This window comes from Pseudomonas oleovorans subsp. oleovorans, from assembly GCF_002197815.1.
GTDB classification, from domain to species: domain Bacteria; phylum Pseudomonadota; class Gammaproteobacteria; order Pseudomonadales; family Pseudomonadaceae; genus Aquipseudomonas; species Aquipseudomonas oleovorans.
On record NZ_NIUB01000010.1, the window covers coordinates 50,332 to 67,792 of the forward strand.

The 17,461-nt window shown below is 63.7% G+C and carries 17 protein-coding genes and 1 other RNA gene; 14 read left to right on the plus strand and 4 right to left on the minus strand.

Annotated elements, in window-relative coordinates:
• Window positions 1-121 precede the first annotated feature (121 nt).
• Together PSOLE_RS07940 and PSOLE_RS07945 are read left to right on the plus strand one after the other, a co-directional pair.
• Window positions 122-739, plus strand: a complete 618-nt coding sequence (locus tag PSOLE_RS07940; RefSeq protein WP_003459301.1) for a glutathione S-transferase N-terminal domain-containing protein — start codon at window positions 122-124, stop codon at window positions 737-739.
• A 13-nt stretch (window positions 740-752) separates the two neighbouring features.
• Window positions 753-1,166, plus strand: a complete 414-nt coding sequence (locus PSOLE_RS07945) for a ClpXP protease specificity-enhancing factor (protein WP_003459302.1) — start codon at window positions 753-755, stop codon at window positions 1,164-1,166.
• 64 nt (window positions 1,167-1,230) lie between these two features.
• On the opposite strand, the gene PSOLE_RS07950 is transcribed toward PSOLE_RS07945, so the two are convergent.
• Genes PSOLE_RS07950 through PSOLE_RS07965 form a run of 4 tightly spaced genes read right to left on the minus strand, consistent with a single transcriptional unit; the run spans window position 1,231 to window position 4,544 of the window.
• On the minus strand, window positions 1,231-1,764 hold the full coding sequence (locus PSOLE_RS07950; protein ID WP_003459305.1) for a BON domain-containing protein: 534 nt from the start codon (window positions 1,762-1,764) through the stop codon (window positions 1,231-1,233).
• Window positions 1,761-2,354 (minus strand): phosphoheptose isomerase, encoded by a 594-nt coding sequence (locus PSOLE_RS07955; protein WP_074855474.1) that lies wholly within the window; start codon window positions 2,352-2,354, stop codon window positions 1,761-1,763. The genes PSOLE_RS07950 and PSOLE_RS07955 overlap by 4 nt, the downstream gene beginning before the upstream one ends.
• A gap of 25 nt (window positions 2,355-2,379) precedes the next feature.
• The gene (locus PSOLE_RS07960; RefSeq protein WP_074855477.1) at window positions 2,380-2,739 is read right to left on the minus strand and encodes a YraN family protein; all 360 of its coding nucleotides are present in this window, start codon (window positions 2,737-2,739) and stop codon (window positions 2,380-2,382) included.
• The gene (locus PSOLE_RS07965) at window positions 2,736-4,544 is read right to left on the minus strand and encodes a penicillin-binding protein activator (RefSeq protein WP_074855480.1); all 1,809 of its coding nucleotides are present in this window, start codon (window positions 4,542-4,544) and stop codon (window positions 2,736-2,738) included. The genes PSOLE_RS07960 and PSOLE_RS07965 overlap by 4 nt, the downstream gene beginning before the upstream one ends.
• A gap of 161 nt (window positions 4,545-4,705) precedes the next feature.
• Here PSOLE_RS07965 and rsmI point away from each other — a divergent pair, with 161 nt between their 5' ends.
• From rsmI to murG, 12 genes are all read left to right on the plus strand, one after another.
• Window positions 4,706-5,605 (plus strand): 16S rRNA (cytidine(1402)-2'-O)-methyltransferase, encoded by a 900-nt coding sequence (gene rsmI / locus PSOLE_RS07970; protein WP_074855482.1) that lies wholly within the window; start codon window positions 4,706-4,708, stop codon window positions 5,603-5,605.
• Window positions 5,606-5,860: 255 nt separating this feature from the next.
• An RNA gene (gene rnpB / locus PSOLE_RS07975) (RNase P RNA component class A) lies at window positions 5,861-6,208 on the plus strand.
• Window positions 6,209-6,516: 308 nt separating this feature from the next.
• Entirely contained in the window at window positions 6,517-6,972 is a 456-nt protein-coding gene (gene mraZ / locus PSOLE_RS07980; protein ID WP_074855485.1) for a division/cell wall cluster transcriptional repressor MraZ, read from the plus strand.
• 2 nt (window positions 6,973-6,974) lie between these two features.
• Window positions 6,975-7,916 carry a 16S rRNA (cytosine(1402)-N(4))-methyltransferase RsmH gene (rsmH, locus tag PSOLE_RS07985; protein ID WP_088339304.1) on the plus strand — a complete coding sequence of 314 codons (942 nt, stop codon included), beginning with the start codon at window positions 6,975-6,977 and terminating at the stop codon, window positions 7,914-7,916.
• The gene (gene ftsL, locus PSOLE_RS07990) at window positions 7,913-8,206 is read left to right on the plus strand and encodes a cell division protein FtsL (protein WP_003459318.1); all 294 of its coding nucleotides are present in this window, start codon (window positions 7,913-7,915) and stop codon (window positions 8,204-8,206) included. Before rsmH ends, ftsL begins: the two co-directional genes overlap by 4 nt.
• Window positions 8,203-9,930 carry a peptidoglycan D,D-transpeptidase FtsI family protein gene (locus tag PSOLE_RS07995; protein WP_074855492.1) on the plus strand — a complete coding sequence of 576 codons (1,728 nt, stop codon included), beginning with the start codon at window positions 8,203-8,205 and terminating at the stop codon, window positions 9,928-9,930. The genes ftsL and PSOLE_RS07995 overlap by 4 nt, the downstream gene beginning before the upstream one ends.
• Entirely contained in the window at window positions 9,930-11,393 is a 1,464-nt protein-coding gene (locus PSOLE_RS08000) for a UDP-N-acetylmuramoyl-L-alanyl-D-glutamate--2,6-diaminopimelate ligase (RefSeq protein ID WP_074855495.1), read from the plus strand. The genes PSOLE_RS07995 and PSOLE_RS08000 overlap by 1 nt, the downstream gene beginning before the upstream one ends.
• Window positions 11,386-12,756 (plus strand): UDP-N-acetylmuramoyl-tripeptide--D-alanyl-D-alanine ligase, encoded by a 1,371-nt coding sequence (locus PSOLE_RS08005; protein WP_074855497.1) that lies wholly within the window; start codon window positions 11,386-11,388, stop codon window positions 12,754-12,756. Before PSOLE_RS08000 ends, PSOLE_RS08005 begins: the two co-directional genes overlap by 8 nt.
• Window positions 12,757-13,839: a phospho-N-acetylmuramoyl-pentapeptide-transferase gene (gene mraY / locus PSOLE_RS08010; RefSeq protein ID WP_074855501.1), complete on the plus strand. Its 1,083-nt coding sequence runs from the start codon at window positions 12,757-12,759 to the stop codon at window positions 13,837-13,839.
• Window positions 13,840-15,192, plus strand: a complete 1,353-nt coding sequence (gene murD, locus PSOLE_RS08015) for a UDP-N-acetylmuramoyl-L-alanine--D-glutamate ligase (RefSeq protein ID WP_074855504.1) — start codon at window positions 13,840-13,842, stop codon at window positions 15,190-15,192. It begins immediately after the preceding gene.
• The gene (gene ftsW / locus PSOLE_RS08020; protein WP_074855508.1) at window positions 15,192-16,400 is read left to right on the plus strand and encodes a putative lipid II flippase FtsW; all 1,209 of its coding nucleotides are present in this window, start codon (window positions 15,192-15,194) and stop codon (window positions 16,398-16,400) included. The genes murD and ftsW overlap by 1 nt, the downstream gene beginning before the upstream one ends.
• Complete coding sequence (gene murG / locus PSOLE_RS08025) at window positions 16,390-17,460, plus strand: undecaprenyldiphospho-muramoylpentapeptide beta-N-acetylglucosaminyltransferase (RefSeq protein WP_074855511.1); 1,071 nt, start codon at window positions 16,390-16,392, stop codon at window positions 17,458-17,460. Before ftsW ends, murG begins: the two co-directional genes overlap by 11 nt.
• The last annotated feature ends 1 nt before the right edge of the window (window position 17,461 follow it).

Sequence of the window (17,461 nt, forward strand, 5' to 3'; positions counted from 1 at the left end):
GCGCAGGTGCTTCAGGCCTGCCATTTCCGGCGATTGCCCTGAGCGTCGTCGTCTGTGACGAAAGAATTGCTCCGGCAATTTTTCCTGTTTCCGGATAATCAAAAAAGCGAGGAGGATCGCCATGGCGGTGACCAACCGGTTGACCTGCTACTCCGACCCCGCCGACCACTATTCCCATCGCGTGCGTCTGGTGCTCGCCGAGAAAGGTGTCAGCGTCGAGATCGTCGATGTCGAGCAGGGGCGTTGTCCGCCCAAGCTGGCCGAAGCCAATCCCTATGGCAGCGTGCCGACGCTGGTTGATCGCGATCTGGCGTTGTACGAATCGACCGTGGTCATGGAGTACCTGGATGAGCGCTATCCGCATCCGCCCCTGTTGCCCGTGTATCCGGTGGCGCGTGCCAACAGCCGTCTGCTGATGCACCGTATTCAGCGTGACTGGTGCGCGCTGGTTGATCGCATACTCGACAAGCGCAGCAAGGAAGCCGAGCGTCAGCTGGCGCGCAAGGAGCTGCGCGAAAGCCTGACGGGTGTGTCGCCGCTGTTCGCTGACAAGGCATTCTTTCTCAGCGATGAATTGAGCCTGGTCGATTGCTGTCTATTGCCCATACTCTGGCGTTTGCCGGTATTGGCTATCGAGCTGCCGCGTCCGGCCAAGCCCCTGATCGACTACATGGAACGCCAGTTCGCCCGAGAGGCCTTTCAGGCCAGTCTTTCCGCTGCCGAGCGCGCGATGCGCTGAGAAGGAGGAAGTCATGAATTCCAGTCGTCCCTACCTGGTGCGTGCCCTTTACGAATGGATCGTCGACAACGACTGCACCCCGCATTTGCTGGTCAATGCCGAGTATCCCGGGGTGCAGGTGCCGCCGGGTTTCGCCAGTGACGGCCAGATCGTGCTCAATACCTCGCCCAGCGCCGTGCGTCACCTGCATATGGATAACCAGGCGGTGAGCTTCGAAGGGCGCTTCGGTGGCGTCGCGCACAGCCTGTACATTCCGGTCGCGGCTATCCTGGCGATCTACGCGCGGGAAAATGGCCAGGGCATGGTTTTTGACATGGAGCCTTCCGTGGCCAGCGGCCCTGAAGAACCGGGGCCGGATGATGACGGGCCTGGCGGCGGTGAGTCGTCGCGACCCAGCGGTCGGCCGAGTCTGAAAGTGGTCAAATAGGCATCGGCAGCAGCACAAAAGAAAACGGGCGCCCAGGGCGCCCGTTTTGCTTATAGCTTGTGGCTTAGTTCGTGTATTCGAACAGGCGTATGACCTTCTGTACCCCCGATACACTCTGTACCACGCGAGTGGCAGCGTTGGCTTCCTCGCGGGTGACCAGGCCGAGCAGGTAGACGATACCGTTTTCGGTGACGACCTTGATCCGTGCGCTCGGTACGCTGCTATCGGCAATCATCTGTGTCTTGATCTTGGTGGTCAGTAGCGAGTCGTTGCTGCGTGCCAGCAGGGACGCCGGCCGTTGCACCTGCAGTTCGTTGTAGACCTTCTTTACGCCCTGTACCGCGCGCGCGGTTTGCGCCGCGAGATCCTTGAGCTCGCTGCGCGGGGTCTGTCCGGCGAGCAGGATCACACCGTTATAGCTGGTGACCACGATGCGCGAAGTCGGGCTGGACAGGTCGGCGTGCGCATTACTGATGCGCGACGCAACCTCCGGGCCAAGGAACTGGTCATCGATCTTGTTGCCGATGCTGCGGCTGCCGCAGCCTGCCAGAGTCAGGGTAACGGCCAGGGCGGCCAGAATCAGGGCGGAACGCTTCATTCTTCACTCCCAAACAATTGACTGTCGATCAGGTCGCACAGGCAGTGGATGGTCAGCAGGTGGACCTCCTGAATGCGTGCGGTAACTTTGGCTGGAACGCGGATCTCGACATCTTCCGGTAGCAGCAGCGAGGCCATGCCGCCGCCGTCTCGGCCGCTTAGGGCAACCACGGTCATTTCGCGATCATGTGCAGCCTGAATGGCCTGGATGATATTCGCTGAGTTGCCGCTGGTGGAAATGGCCAGCAGTACGTCGCCTGGCTGACCCAGTGCGCGGATCTGCTTGGAGAAGATCTCGTTGTAGCTGTAGTCGTTGGCAATCGAGGTAATGGTCGAGCTGTCGGTGGTCAGGGCGATGGCCGGCAGGCTCGGGCGCTCGCGCTCGAAGCGGTTGAGCAGTTCGGAGGAGAAGTGCTGGGCATCCCCGGCGGAGCCACCGTTGCCGCAGGAAAGAATCTTGCCCTCGTTGAGCAGGGCCTGCACCATCACCAGGCTGGCGTGCTCGATGTAGGGGGCCAGAACTTCCATGGCCTGCTGCTTGGTGTCGATGCTGGCTTGGAACAGCTGGTGGATTCGGGATTGCATGTCCATCGGTTAAACCTTGAATGTACGGCCGTCAGGCATCGAAGGCGTTCTTGATCCAGTCGAGGCGAGCGGCGCCGTCAGTGCTGATGGCGACCACATCGAAGCGGCAGGGGTGGCGGGTCCAGCGCGAGTGCTGCTGGAGGAAGAGCTCGGCGGCGATCACCAGCTTGCCACGCTTGCGTGCATCGATGCTCTCCAGGGCACCGCCCCAGGCGCTGTGGCGACGGGCGCGGACTTCGACGAATACTACTGTATCGCCGTCGAGCATGACCAGATCGAGCTCGCCACGGCGACAGCTCCAGTTCTGTTCGATCAGGCGCAGGCCATTCCGTTCCAGGTGTTGCCGTGCCGCCTGTTCGGCGGCACGGCCCAGATCATTGTGTGCGCTCAATTGATGCTGTCGGGGAGGCGTTGAACCTGGCCGCCGCGGAACTCGGCCCAGGGCAGTTGGCGTTCGATGCGCTGCTTGGCGTTGAGGCTGAGGCTGCCGGACAGACCGTCGATGCGTGACTCCGGCAGCGCCTTGAGCTGGGCCAGGCGTGGTGCCAGGCGGTAGGCGTCGACGCCCATCGCATACAGGCGACCGAGGCTGCCGCCCGCTTGCGGCCATTGGTTGCTGACTTCCTGGCGCAGCGGCGCGTGGGTGTCGAGCAGCCAGGGGGTTTCGCAGAAACGAATACCTTCGAGGTCCTGGTACTGGGCCTGGCTGTGGGTGCCGGTGAACAGATGCGAGGTGGCGTAAACGGGCACGTCGCCAGCGTACTGGAAGGCCAGGGTTGGCTTGATCTGCTGGGCCTGTTGTGGGGTGGCGGCGAGGAAGATGAAGTCGACGTCCTGACGCCGCGCCGGTTGTGCGTCCAGGCTGGTGCCCAGGGTGTTTTGCAGGCGGCGCGCGCGGGCCTCGCTTTCGCGCAGTTGGAACAAGTCGGCGATCTGCCGCGCCAGCTCCACCGGCTGGTCGACATGCTCGGCCGCGATCAGGGTGCCGCCCTGGGCCTGCCAGCTCTGACGGAAGGCGTCCAGTACGCGGTCGCCCCAGTCGCCGCGCGGCACCAGGGCCACGGCGCGACGCATGCCATCGTTCCAGGCGCGACGTGCCACTTCGCGCGCTTCGTCCTCGGCGGCGAGGCCGAACTGGAACAGTTGCGCCGGGCCTTCCTGGCCAGCGTCGCTGTAGTTCAGGGCCAGGGTGGTGATAGGCAGTTGCTCGCGCTCGCTGAGCTGCTTGACCAGTGGTTTCTCCAGCGGCCCGACCACCAGTTGCACGCCGTCGGCCTGCGCTTGCTGGTAGAAGGCGTCCAGCGAGCCGATGCGCGAGCTGTCATACAGCTTGATGTCCGGCGGGTTCTGCCCGGCTTGCTGAGCTTCGTAATGAGCGGCGAGGAAGCCGTCACGCAGGGCGCGGGCCACGCTGGCCAGCTGACCTTCCTGGGGGAGCAGCAGGGCGACGCGGGTCAGCGGCTGGCTGGCCAGTTCGCGCAGTTTTCCCAGTGCCTCCGGCAGTTGTTCGGCGGCCGGATGCTGCGGATTTTGCGCAATCCATTGATCGATGGCGGCCTGCTGCTGTTCGAGTGTGGCGCTGCTTTTGGTCCGGCGGGCCAAATCCAGCCAGCCGGCCAGGTCGCTGTCGGCGCCTGCCGAGGTTTGCGCGGGCAGGCTGGATACCAGTGCCCAGATGTTTTCGTGGTTGTCGGCCGCGACCTGGCCGCTCAGCAGTGGGGCGATGAATACGCGCTCGCGTGCGGCGGCCAGGGTCTGGCCGTCGGCCTCCAGGGCGCGCGCGCGGACCAGTTGGGTGCGGATCTGCTGCTCGATCGGCAGCTCAGCCAGGCGTTCGAAGCTGGGGTGCTGCAACGCTTTCAGGGCGCTCTTGGGTTGCTTGCGGGCCATTGCCAGCTCGGCCTTCAGGGTGCTGGCGAAGATCTGTTGGGCGGGTTGCAGGCTGGCAATGTCGATCTGCTCGAGAATGCGGGTGGCGCGGGCCACGTCATTTTGCTGGTAGCTCTGGTCGGCGGCAGAGAGGCGCAGCAGGGCGGCCTGTTCCGGTTTGCTCTCGGCAGCCTGCTGGAGCATCTGTTCGATGCTGGCTTGTGGCGTGCGTGGCAGCTGGCCCAGGTTGTTGGAGGGCGAGCTGGCGCAGGCAGCGAGCAGGCCGGCCAGAAACAGAGCGGAAAGAGGGCGCAGGCTAGCGATCATCGGGTCATCCTGATACTTGAGCAAAACGAGCGGCGATTGTACCCATATCACGCAAAGAACGTATTGTCGGCAATTATCATCCTGATACTTGAGCAAAACGAGCGGCGATTGTACCCAAGGGGCGACATCCGTGCGATGCCGCCGGGGCGGAACCGGCTAGAATGAGCACTCTTTCAATTAACGAGGTGTTTCCAGTGAGTCAGCCCGCCGTCGCAAGTGTCCAGCCAGGCAGCCTTTATGTGGTCGCTACGCCCATTGGCAACCTGGATGACATCAGCGCGCGGGCCTTGCGGATTCTGCGCGAGGTGGCGCTGATCGCCGCTGAAGACACCCGGCATTCGGCGCGACTGCTGCAGCACTTTGGCATCCAGACGCCGCTGGCTGCCTGTCACGAACACAATGAGCGCGATCAGGGCGGGCGCTTTCTGGCGCGCCTTCAGGCCGGAGAGGATGTTGCGCTGATTTCCGATGCGGGCACGCCGCTGATTTCCGACCCGGGTTACCACCTGGTGCGCCAGGCGCGTGCGGCCGGCTTCGCCGTGGTGCCGGTGCCGGGGGCCTGCGCACTGATCGCGGCGCTCTCGGCTGCTGGCTTGCCATCGGATCGATTCATCTTCGAAGGTTTTCTGCCGGCCAAGGCGGCGGGGCGCCGTGCGCGTCTGGAGCAGGTGCGCGAAGAGCCGCGCACGCTGATTTTCTACGAAGCGCCGCACCGGATTCTCGAATGCCTGCAGGACATGCGCGAAGTCTTTGGCGATGATCGCCCTGCCTTGTTGGCGCGTGAGCTGACCAAGACCTTCGAGACCCTGCAAGGGTTACCGTTGGCCGAGCTGTGCGAGTGGGTCGCGGCAGACAGTAATCAGCAGCGCGGCGAGTGCGTGGTGCTGGTGGCAGGCTGGCAGGCGCCGGAAGGTGAGGAGGCGGTCAGCGCCGAGGCGTTGCGCGTACTCGATCTGTTGCTGTCGGAAATGCCGCTCAGGCGTGCGGCAGCCTTGGCTGCAGAGATCACTGGGGTGCGCAAGAATGTGCTTTATCAGGTGGCTCTGGAACGCAAGGGATGAGGTTGTCGCAGGAGCGAGCCCTGCAGAGGGCGCGCTAGGCTAATGCCAGCCAGTTAAGCGTCGACGCTGTCAGTGCGTAGGAGCGGCGCCCCGCCGCGAACCAGGGCGATGCGCAATTGAAAAGCTTCGCCCCGGGGCGGGGCTCCCACGAAAGGCCGCTTTGGTGGCCTTATCTGATCGGCATTAGGCGCGCCAGGCTGCTTTTTCTTGCCGCCGGTAGCTTGCGGCTTGCGGCTTTGTTAACCTTGCTGGCGGAGAGTCGATCGGACAGTCGCTGCCTTCGCAAGAAGGGGGAGGAAAGTCCGGGCTCCATAGGGCGGAGTGCCAGGTAACGCCTGGGAGGCGTGAGCCTACGGAAAGTGCCACAGAAAATAACCGCCTAAGCGTTTCGGCGCCGGTAAGGGTGAAAAGGTGCGGTAAGAGCGCACCGCACGGCTGGCAACAGTCCGTGGCTAGGTAAACCCCACTCGGAGCAAGACCAAATAGGGTTCCATCGGCGTGGCCCGCGCTGGAACCGGGTAGGTTGCTAAAGGCGTGCAGTGATGTACGCCGTAGAGGAATGACTGTCCTCGACAGAACCCGGCTTACAGATCGACTCTCCTCCTTCCTTTCTCACGTTGTGCTTCTATCTCCCTCCCGGCTGATACCGAAAAATTCTTACTCTTAACAAATTACTTTAAGTTCGAATTTCAGCTGGCTGGAATGGTTGAAATTTATCTGTCCAAAGCCGGTTCCGGCATCCCTTTTCCCCTTGCTTTTGTTCGCTAAATCTCCGTCCTGTAAGGATTTTTCCCTTCTGGAGCGCCTTGACGGTGGGGCGTGCGCGTTCCTATAGTGTGCGCAAGTGGTAAGAAGTGGCACGAAGTGGGTTTTTTTGGGCATGGAAAGCTAATTACAGGGGAAGCGCAGCCGTGTTTCGCGGAGCTAACGCCATCAGTCTCGACGCCAAAGGGCGCCTCGCGATGCCGAGTCGGTATCGTGACGAGCTCGTTGCGCGTTGCAGTGGCCAGCTCATCGTGACCATCGACGCCGTCGACCCCTGTCTTTGCGTTTATCCCCTGGCCGAGTGGGAGCTGATCGAGAGCAAGCTGCGCGAGCTGGCCTCCTTTCGTGAAGAGAACCGCCGCCTGCAGCGTCTGCTGATCGGTAATGCCGTCGATCTCGAGCTGGACGCCAGTGGCCGCTTCCTGGTACCGCCGCGTTTGCGCGAATACGCCAAGCTGGACAAGCGAGCGATGCTCGTCGGTCAGCTGAACAAGTTTCAACTCTGGGATGAAGATGCCTGGAATGCCGTAGCCGAAGCCGACCTCGCTGCCATCAAGCAGCCCGGTGCCCTTTCCGATGACCTGCGTGATCTGATCCTGTGACCATGACTGATAGTTTCCGCCATATCGCCGTGCTGCTCGACGAAGCCGTCGAGGGGCTGGCTGTGCGCGCGGATGGCTGCTACATGGATGGCACCTTCGGGCGTGGCGGACACAGCCGGCTGATCCTGCAGAAGCTCGGGCCAGGCGGGCGGTTGTTGGGGTTCGACAAGGATCCCCTGGCGATAGCCACCGGGGAAGCATTGGCGGCCGAAGACGGCCGCTTTGTCGTTGTGCAGCGCAGTTTTGCGGAACTTGGCGATGAGGCTGTTGTCCGCGGCATTTCCGGTCGGGTCTCCGGCATTCTGCTGGATCTTGGTGTGTCCTCGCCGCAACTGGACGACCCCGAGCGTGGCTTCAGCTTCCTCAATGACGGCCCGCTGGACATGCGCATGAATCCTGATGCCGGCGTGAGTGCCGCTGACTGGATTGCCTCGGCGGACGAAGATGAAATCGCCCGGGTGATGAAGGATTACGGCGAAGAGCGTTTCGCCAAGCGTATGGCGCGCGCCGTGGTGCAGCGCCGTGCCGAGCAGCCTTTTACTCGCACCGCTGATCTGGCCAAGGTGCTGACCGAGGCCAACCCGGCCTGGGAAAAGGGCAAGAATCCGGCGACCCGTGCTTTCCAGGGTATTCGCATCTTTATCAATAACGAGCTGGGTGATCTCGAGCGCGGCCTCGAAGCGGCGCTGGAAACGCTGGAAGTCGGTGGCCGCCTGGTAGTGATCAGCTTCCACTCGCTGGAAGACCGTATCGTCAAACAGTTCATGAAGCGTCAGGCCAAGGGCGAGGCGGACAAGCTGCCACGTGACCTGCCGATCATCCCGAAAGCCTTCGAGCCGCGCCTGAAGCTGATTGGCAAGCCGGTCTACGCTGGCGACGCCGAACTCAAGGCCAATCCGCGCTCGCGCAGCGCGGTGATGCGCATCGCGGAGAAGTTGCGGTGAGCCGTCGGCTGATCAAATCCATGCCCAGCGGCAGCTTTCTGATGCTGCTGCTGTTTATTGCCATTCTGGTTTCTGCGCTGGCGGTGTCCTACAGCGCGCACTGGAACCGTCAGCTGCTCAATGAGCTGTACGGCGAGCTGAGCGTGCGCGACAAGGCGCAGGCCGAGTGGGGTCGGTTGATTCTCGAGCAGAGCACCTGGACCGCGCACAATCGCATCGAAGCGTTGGCCAGCGAACAGCTGAAGATGCACATCCCCGACCCGGCCGCCGTGCGCATGGTGCGTCCATGATCGGCCTCGAAGGCGCACTCTATCCCTGGCGCTTCCGCCTGGTGCTGGTGCTGCTGGCGCTGATGGTCGGCGCCATTGCCTGGCGCATGCTCGATCTGCAGGTGCTCGACCATGACTTCCTCAAGGCCCACGGTGATGCGCGCAGCGTGCGGCATATCCCGATTCCTGCGCACCGTGGCCTGATCACCGACCGCAATGGCGAGCCGCTGGCCGTCAGCACGCCGGTCACTACGCTGTGGGCCAATGGCAAGGAGCTGCAGGCGGGGCGTCAGCAGTGGCCGGCACTGGCTGCGGCGCTCGGCCAGGATCCCGCTAGCTTCGCCGCCCGCCTGGAGCAGAACAAGGAACGCGAGTTCATGTATCTGGTGCGTGGTCTGACCCCCGACAAGGGGCAGAGCGTGCTGGATCTCAAGGTACCGGGCGTTTATGCCATCGAAGAATTCCGTCGTTTCTATCCGGCCGGCGAAGTGGCGGCCCATGTGGTGGGCTTCACCGACATCGACGACCGCGGTCGCGAAGGTATGGAGCTGGCCTATGAAGACTGGCTGGCCGGCGTGCCGGGCAAGCGCCAGGTGCTCAAGGATCGGCGTGGCAAGTTGATCAAGGATGTCCAGGTTGCGCAGAACGCCAAGGCTGGCAAAGCCTTGGCGTTGTCCATTGATCTGCGCCTGCAGTACCTGGCCCATCGTGAATTGCGCAATGCACTGCTGGAAAACGATGCCAAGGCCGGCAGCCTGGTGATGGTCGACGTGAAGACCGGTGAAGTGCTGGCGATGGTCAACCATCCCACCTACAACCCGAACAACCGTCGCAACCTGACCCCGGCAGCCATGCGCAACCGCGCCATGATCGATGTGTTCGAGCCCGGCTCGACCATCAAGCCGCTGTCGATGTCCGCTGCGCTGGAGACCGGTCGCTGGAAGCCCAGTGACATCGTTCAGGTTGGCAATGGCACCCTGCAGATCGGCCGCTACAGCATTCGCGACGTTTCCCGCACACAGGGCCCGGCGCTGGATCTGACCGGTATCCTGATCAATTCCAGCAACGTCGGCATGAGCAAGATCGCCTTCGACGTGGGTGGAGAGAATATCTATCACGTGCTGAGCAACCTGGGTTTCGGTCGCGATACCGGCCTCGGGTTCCCGGGTGAGCGGGTTGGCAATCTGCCCAATCACCGCCAGTGGCGCCAGGCGGAAACCGCCACGCTGTCCTACGGCTATGGCCTCTCGGTGACTGCGGTGCAACTGGCGCATGCCTATGCCGCACTGGCCAACGGCGGCGGCATGACGCCGCTGTCGATGATTCGCGTGGACAGCAAGCCGGGCACCATGCAGGTCATGTCGCCCGACGTGGCCAAGACCCTGCAGGGCATGTTGCAGCAGGTGGTCGAGGCGCCGCGAGGCGTGTTCCGCGCCCAGGTTCCGGGTTACCACGTCGCCGGCAAGAGTGGTACCGCGCGCAAGACCAATGCTGGCGCCAAGGGTTACCAGACCAACTCCTACCGGTCTCTGTTTGCCGGTTTCGCCCCGGCGCAGGACCCGCGTATTGCGCTGGTCGTGGTGATCGACGAGCCAGGCAAGGGTGCCTACTACGGCGGCCTGATTTCCGCACCTGTGTTCAGCCGGGTGATGGCAGGTTCGCTGCGCTTGATGAACATCGCGCCAGACAATCTGCCGCCGCCCGAGCAGAAGATGGCGGCCGTTGGCCAGGGAGGGCGTAACTGATGCCCATGCCACTCAATCAACTGTTGCCAGCTGCCGAGAGCAGCGTGCTGATTCGGGAACTGACTCTGGACAGCCGCAAGGTGCGTCCGGGTGATCTGTTCCTGGCCGTGCCAGGTACCCAGCAGGATGGCCGCGTACATATCGCCGATGCCATTGCGCGCGGCGCCGCGGCAGTGGCCTTCGAAGCCGAAGGCGCTGCACCCATGCATGCTGAAAGTGCTGTGCTGGTGCCGGTCAAGGGGCTGGCCGGCCAGCTTTCGGCGATTGCCGGGCGCTTCTACGGTGAGCCGAGCCGGGCTTTGCACCTGATCGGTGTTACGGGTACCAACGGCAAGACCAGCGTCAGCCAGTTGCTGGCTCAGGCACTGGATCTGCTCGGTCAGCGTTGTGGCATCGTCGGTACCCTGGGCACCGGTTTCCATGGCGCGCTGGAGCAGGGCAAGCACACCACTCCCGATCCGGTCGGGGTGCAGGCCACCCTGGCCTCGCTCAAGCAGGCCGGCGCCCGCGCCGTGGCGATGGAGGTCTCTTCCCATGGCCTGGACCAGGGCCGCGTCGCGGCGCTGGAGTTTGACGTGGCGGTGTTCACCAACCTGTCGCGCGATCACCTCGATTACCACGGCAGCATGGAGGCCTATGGCGCAGCCAAGGCCAAGCTGTTCGCCTGGCCGAACCTGCGTTGCCGAGTGATCAACCTCGATGACGCCTTTGGTTGTGAGCTAGCCGCGCAAACGCACGAGTCACGCCTGATCGGCTACAGCCTCAGCGATGCCAGCGCCTTCGTTTATTGCATCGAAGCACACTTCGATGATCACGGCGTGCGTGCACGCCTGGTGACACCGCGCGGCGAAGGCATGCTGCGCAGCAATCTGCTCGGTCGTTTCAACCTGAGCAACCTGCTGGCGGTGGTCGGCGCTCTGCTGGGGCTGGACTACGGCCTCGACGAGATTCTCAAGGTCCTGCCGCAACTGCAGGGACCAGCGGGCCGCATGCAGCGTCTCGGTGGCGGCGACAAGCCACTGGTGGTGGTCGACTACGCGCACACCCCGGATGCGCTGGAGAAAGTTCTCGAAGCCATGCGTGCGCACGTCGAAGGGCGTCTGGTCTGCCTGTTCGGTTGCGGCGGCGATCGTGACCGCGGCAAGCGCCCGCTGATGGCCGCGGTTGCCGAGCGGCTGGCCGATGCGGTGTGGGTGACCGATGACAATCCGCGTACGGAAGAGCCGGCACAGATCGTTGCCGATATCCGCGCTGGCTTCAAAGCGCCGGAGCAGGTGCAGTTCATTCACGGCCGTGGCGATGCCATCGCGCGGCTGATTGCCCAGGCTGAAGCCGCCGATGTGCTGGTACTGGCTGGCAAGGGGCACGAGGATTACCAGGAAATCATGGACGTGCGTCAGCCGTTCTCCGATCTGATCGAAGCGAACAAGGCCCTGGCGGCCTGGGAGGCAGCGCATGCTTAAGCCCTGGTTGCTCAGCGACGTCGCCACCGACCTGAACGCTCGCGTGATTGGCGCCGATGTGGCGTTCTCCGCCGTTGGCACCGACAGTCGCACCATCGCTGCGGGTCAGCTTTTCGTGGCGCTGACCGGCCCACGCTTCGACGGTCATGATTATCTGGCCGACGTCGCCGCCAAGGGTGCAGTCGCCGCGTTGGTCGAGCGTGAGGTGGCGAATGCACCGTTGCCGCAATTGCTGGTGGCCGACACGCGTCTGGCGCTCGGTCAACTGGGTGCGCTGAACCGCCAGGCCTTTACCGGCCCGCTGGCTGCCGTGACCGGTTCCAGTGGCAAGACCAGCGTCAAGGAAATGCTCGCGTCCATTCTGCGTGCCGGCCTAGGCGGCGCGGTACTGGCCACTCGTGGCAATCTCAATAACGACCTTGGTGCGCCACTGACCCTGCTGGAGCTGGCGCCGCAGCATCGCGCCGGGGTGATCGAGCTGGGGGCCAACCATGTCGGCGAGATCGCCTACACCGTCAGCCTGACCCGGCCGCAGGTGGCGATCATCACCAATGCCGGCAATGCCCATGTGGGTGAGTTCGGCGGTCCGGAAAAGATCGTCGAGGCCAAGGGCGAGATTCTCGAAGGCCTGCCGAACGATGGCGTGGCCGTGCTCAATCTGGATGACAAGGCTTTCATCACCTGGCAGCGCCGCGCTACCGGACGCAAGGTGCTGAGCTTCGCCTTGCGCGACACCCGCGCCGACTTCCACGGCAGCGATCTGGCCTGCGACGAGCGTGGCTGCCAGAGTTTCACCTTGCGTAGCCCGGTCGGTAGCGCGCGCATTCAGCTCAACCTGCTCGGTGAGCACAACGTGGCCAATGCACTGGCGGCCTGTGCTGCCGCTCATGCTTTGGGCATGCCGTTGGTCGCCATGGTCGCAGGGCTGGCAAGCCTGCAACCGGTCAAGGGCCGCGCCGTAGCGCAGCTGGCGCCGAACGGCGTGCGAGTCATCGATGACAGTTATAACGCCAACCCGGTGTCCATGTGCGCGGCGGTGGATATACTCGCCGCCTTCTCCGGTCGCACCGTCCTGGTGCTGGGAGACATGGGCGAGCTGGGCGAGTGGGCTGAACAGGGTCATCGCGACGTCGGCCGCCATGCCGCGGGCAAGGTCGATGCGCTGTATGCCGTTGGCCCGCTGATGCGTTTTGCGGTCGAGGAGTTTGGCTCAAAAGGCCGTCACTTCGTCGATCAAGCCGAGCTGATCGAAGCGCTTCGCGCCGAACAGGCCGGCAGCACACTACTAATCAAGGGTTCACGCAGCGCAGCCATGGACAAGGTCGTGGTGGCGCTGTGTGGCGTATCTGGGGAGATTCACTAAATGCTGCTGCTGCTGGCGGAGTACCTGCAACAGTTCCACAAGGGCTTCGCGGTCTTTCAGTACCTGACCCTGCGCGGCATCCTCGGCGTGCTCACCGCCCTGGCGCTGTCGCTGTGGCTCGGCCCGTGGATGATCCGCACCCTGCAGGTGCGCCAGATCGGCCAGGCCGTGCGCAACGATGGCCCGCAATCGCACCTGTCGAAGAAGGGTACGCCGACCATGGGCGGTGCGCTGATTCTGACCGCAATCGCCGTCAGCACCCTGCTCTGGGCCGACCTGTCCAACCGCTACGTCTGGGTGGTGCTGGCCGTGACGCTGCTGTTCGGCGCCATCGGTTGGGTCGATGACTACCGCAAGGTGATCGAGAAGAACTCGCGGGGTCTGCCGAGCCGCTGGAAGTATTTCTGGCAGTCGGTGTTCGGCCTCGCTGCCGCCGTGTTCCTTTATATGACTGCGCAGAGCCCGGTGGAGACCACCCTGATCCTGCCGCTGCTGAAGGACGTCGCCATTCCTCTGGGCGCCGGCTTCGTGGTGCTGACCTACTTCGTCATCGTCGGCACCAGCAATGCGGTGAACCTCACTGACGGCCTCGACGGCCTGGCCATTCTGCCCACGGTCATGGTCGGCGGTGCGCTGGGCATCTTCTGTTACCTGTCGGGCAACGTGAACTTCGCCGAATACCTGCTGATTCCCTACGTGCCGGGCGCTGGCGAGCTGATCGTGTTCTGTGCCGCGCTGGTTGGCGCCGGCCTGGGCTTTCTGTGGTTCAACACTTACCCGGCGCAGGTGTTCATGGGTGACGTGGGGGCGCTGGCATTGGGCGCCGCGCTGGGCACCATCGCCGTGATCGTTCGTCAGGAAATCGTGCTGTTCATCATGGGCGGCGTGTTCGTCATGGAAACCCTGTCGGTGATCATCCAGGTCGTCAGCTTCAAGCTGACCGGCAAGCGCGTGTTCCGCATGGCGCCGATCCACCACCATTTCGAACTCAAGGGCTGGCCTGAGCCGCGCGTGATCGTCCGTTTCTGGATCATCACCGTGATTCTCGTGCTGATCGGCCTGGCCACCCTGAAACTGAGGTAATTGAGTGTGTCGTTGATCGCTTCCGACCAGTTCCGCATCGTTGTCGGCCTCGGCAAGAGCGGCATGTCTCTGGTGCGCTTCCTGGCGCAGCAGGGCGTGCGCTTTGCCGTGGCCGATACGCGCGCGAACCCGCCGGAGCTGGAGACGCTCAAGCGTGACTACCCGCAGGTGGAAGTGCGCTGCGGTGAGCTGGGCGTGGATTTCCTCTGCCGTGCCTCGGAGCTGTACGTGAGCCCGGGCCTTGCGGTGTCGACTCCGGCGCTGGCTGAAGCCGCCGCCCGCGGAGTGAAGCTGTCCGGCGATATCGACCTGTTCGCCCGCCACGCCAAGGCACCGATCGTCGCCATCACCGGCTCCAACGCCAAGAGCACCGTCACCACCCTGGTGGGTGAAATGGCCGCTGCCGCGGGCAAGCGCGTCGCCGTCGGTGGCAACCTCGGCACGCCGGCGCTGGATCTGTTGGCTGACGATGTCGAGCTGTACGTGCTGGAGCTGTCCAGCTTCCAGCTGGAGACCACCGATCAGCTCAACGCCGAAGTGGCCACCTGCCTGAACATCAGCGAAGACCATATGGACCGTTACAGCGGTCTACCGGCCTATCACCTGGCCAAGCATCGGATCTTCCGTGGCGCCCGTCAGGTGGTGATCAACCGCGACGACGCGCTGTCGCGCCCGCTGATCGCCGACCAGGTGACCTGCTGGGAATTCGGTCTGGGCAAACCTGATTTCAAACGCTTTGGCCTGCTCGAAGAGAATGGCGAAAAATCCCTGGCGTTTCGCTTCGAAGCGCTGCTGCCGGTGAGTGAGCTGAAGATTCGTGGCGCGCACAACCAATCCAACGCCCTGGCGGCGCTGGCGCTCGGTCATGCCGTGGGCCTGCCGATGGAGGCCATGCTCGCCACCCTGCGCCAGTTCGCCGGTTTGCCGCACCGCTGCCAGTGGGTTGGCGAGCGTGCCGGGGTGAATTACTACGACGACTCCAAGGCCACCAACGTCGGTGCCGCGCTGGCGGCCATCGAAGGTCTCGGTGCGGACATCGCCGGCAAGCTGGTGCTGATCGCCGGTGGCGACGGCAAGGGCGCAGATTTCACCGCGCTGAAGGCTCCGGTCGCACGTTTCTGCCGTGCAGTGGTGCTGCTCGGTCGTGATGCTCAGCGTCTGGCCGACACCCTGGGTGACGCCGTACCGCAGGTGCGAGTAGCGAGCCTGGAAGAAGCCGTACAGCGTTGCAGCGAGCTGGCCGAGGCCGGTGATGCCGTGCTGCTGTCGCCGGCCTGCGCCAGCCTGGACATGTTCAAGAACTTCGAAGAACGCGGGCGCCTGTTCGCCCAGGCTGTGGAGGGGCTCGTCTGATGCTGTCCTTCCTGCAGATTCGTCCCTCGCCGCTACTGGGTCGTGGCCTCGATCTGGACTTCCCGCTGCTGGCCGGTTGCCTGGGCCTGCTCGGCCTCGGCCTGGTGATGATCGCTTCGGCGTCTTCGGAAGTGGCCGCGGCGCAGACCGGTAGCCCGCTCTATCACATGATTCGCCATCTGATTTACCTGGTGATCGGTCTCGGTGCCGCTGGCGTGGTGCTGATGGTGCCGATGAGCATCTGGCAGCGTTACGGCTGGATCATGCTGCTGGCGGCTTTCGCCCTGCTGGTGCTGGTGCTGGTGCCGGGCATCGGCCGCGAGGTCAACGGTGCGCGGCGCTGGATCGGCTTCGGCGCCTTCAACGTGCAGCCGTCGGAGATCGCCAAGGTGTTCGTGGTGGTCTACCTGGCCGGTTACCTGGTGCGGCGTCAGGAAGAGGTACGCGAGAGCTGGGCCGGTTTCTTCAAGCCTTTCGTCGTGCTGCTGCCAATGGCAGGCCTGTTGCTGCTGGAGCCTGACTTCGGCGCCACCGTGGTGATGATGGGTTCGGCCATGGCCATGCTGTTCCTCGGTGGCGTCGGCATGCTGCGCTTCGGCTTGATGGTGGCGCTGGCGGTTGGCGCGGTGTTCGTCCTGGTGCAGACCCAGGAGTACCGTCTGCAGCGTTTGATCACCTTTACCGATCCCTGGGCCGACCAGTACGGCTCCGGTTATCAACTGACCCAGGCGCTGATCGCCTTCGGCCGCGGCGAGTGGTTCGGTGTCGGTCTGGGTAACAGCATTCAGAAGCAGTTCTACCTGCCGGAAGCGCACACCGACTTCGTCTTTTCGGTACTGGCAGAGGAACTGGGCTTCGTCGGCGCGCTGGCGACCCTGGCGCTGTTCGTCTTCGTCAGCGTGCGTGCGCTGTACGTTGGTCTGTGGGCCGAGAGGGCCAAGCAGTTCTTCTCCGCCTATGTCGCCTATGGTCTGGCTTTCCTGTGGATCGGGCAGTTCCTGATCAATATCGGCGTGAACACCGGTCTGTTGCCGACCAAGGGGCTGACCCTGCCGTTCCTCAGCTACGGCGGCTCGTCGCTGGTGATCTGTTGCGTGAGTCTGGCGCTGCTGCTGCGTATCGAGTGGGAGCGGCGCAACATCCTGGGTAACGAGGACGTGGATTTCACCGAAGCGGATTTTGCCGAGGAGGTCAGCCATGCGCGGTAATGTGCTGATCATGGCCGGCGGCACCGGTGGTCACGTATTCCCGGCGCTGGCCTGCGCTCGCGAGTTCCAGGCCCGTGGTTACGCCGTGCACTGGCTGGGCACGCCGCGTGGCATCGAGAACGAGCTGGTGCCACAGGCAGGACTGCCACTGCACCTGATCAACGTCAGCGGCCTGCGTGGCAAGGGCAAGCTGTCCTTGCTCAAGGCGCCGTTCCAGCTCCTGCGTTCGCTGCTGCAGGCGCGTCGTATCGTGCGTGAACTGCAGCCGGTGTGCGTGCTTGGCATGGGCGGTTATGTCACCGGTCCCGGCGGTCTGGCCGCGCGTATGGCCGGCGTGCCGCTGGTGATCCACGAGCAGAACGCCGTCGCCGGTACCGCCAATCGCCTGTTGTCGCGTATCGCCAATCGTATCTGCGAGGCCTTCCCGAACACCTTCGCAGCGTCTGACAAACGGCGCACCACCGGTAACCCGGTGCGTGAAGAGCTGTTCCTGGAAACGCCGCGCGAGCCGCTGGCCGGGCGCAAACCGAAATTGCTGGTGCTGGGCGGCAGCCTGGGCGCCGAGCCGCTGAACAAATTGCTGCCGGCCGCGCTGGAGAAAATCCCTGCCGATGTACGTCCGCAGGTGTTCCACCAGGCCGGTAAACAACATGCCGACATCACTGCGGAGCGTTATCGCGATGCCGCGGTCGAAGCCGAGGTCGCGCCTTTCATCAAGGACATGGCTCGTGCTTATGGCTGGGCCGATCTGGTGGTTTGCCGCGCCGGTGCGCTGACCGTCAGCGAGCTGGCCGCAGCGGGGCTGCCGTCGTTTCTCGTGCCCTTGCCGCACGCCATCGACGACCACCAGAGCCGCAATGCCGAATATTTGGCGAAGGAGGGCGCCGCCGTCCTTCTCCCGCAACATGCCACTGACGCGGACACGCTTGCCGCGCAGCTCACCGAGGTTCTGATGCACCTGGAAAAACTCAATGTCATGGGCGCCACCGCGCGTCGCCTGGCCAAGCCCGATGCCACCCGCGCGGTGGTCGATATCTGCCAGGAGGTGATGCGTGGCTAAG